Source organism: Ralstonia sp. VS2407, from assembly GCF_052950655.1.
Genome location: NZ_JBRFVG010000185.1, coordinates 1 through 496, shown reverse-complemented (window position 1 = coordinate 496; position 496 = coordinate 1). Strand labels below are relative to the sequence as shown.

Annotated in this window: 1 pseudogene; it reads left to right on the top strand. The window is 75.0% G+C overall.

Going from position 1 to position 496, the window contains the following annotated elements:
• Window positions 1-496: pseudogene (locus tag ACU8YE_RS24530) on the top strand (DNA ligase); the annotation flags it as partial.

Sequence of the window (496 nt, the reverse complement as noted above, 5' to 3'; positions counted from 1 at the left end):
GGCGGCAAGCACGAGCAATGGCTGCTGATCAAGGAACGCGACGGCGACGCGCGCGACCAAGCGGACTACGACGTGCTGCGCGCACGGCCGGGCAGCGTGCTCGGCGGCGCGCGGTCCGCGCGGGCGAGGCGCGGGCGCGCGGCCGAGCCGACGGAGCGCGACGCCGCCGCGCCGAAGCGGGCGCGCGCTTCAGTGCCGAAAGGGCGCGCCGAAGCGAAGACGAGCGGGCGTGCGCCGCGCACCGTGTCGAACGGGACTGCGGGCGCGGGTAAGGGCGCAAGCAAGCGTGCAAGCAAGCGTGCAAGCAAGCGCGAGGGCACGAATACCGGAAACGGCGCGAGAAGCGGCAAGGGCAACGGCAACGGCAAGGGCGCGGGCAAGGGCGTGGCCACACCGCGCCGCAAACGCGCCGCCGCGCCGCAGTCGTCCGACGTCGATTCGGCCGATACCGATTCACCCGCGGCGCGCGGCCTCGCGTTGCCCGCCGGGCTTGCCG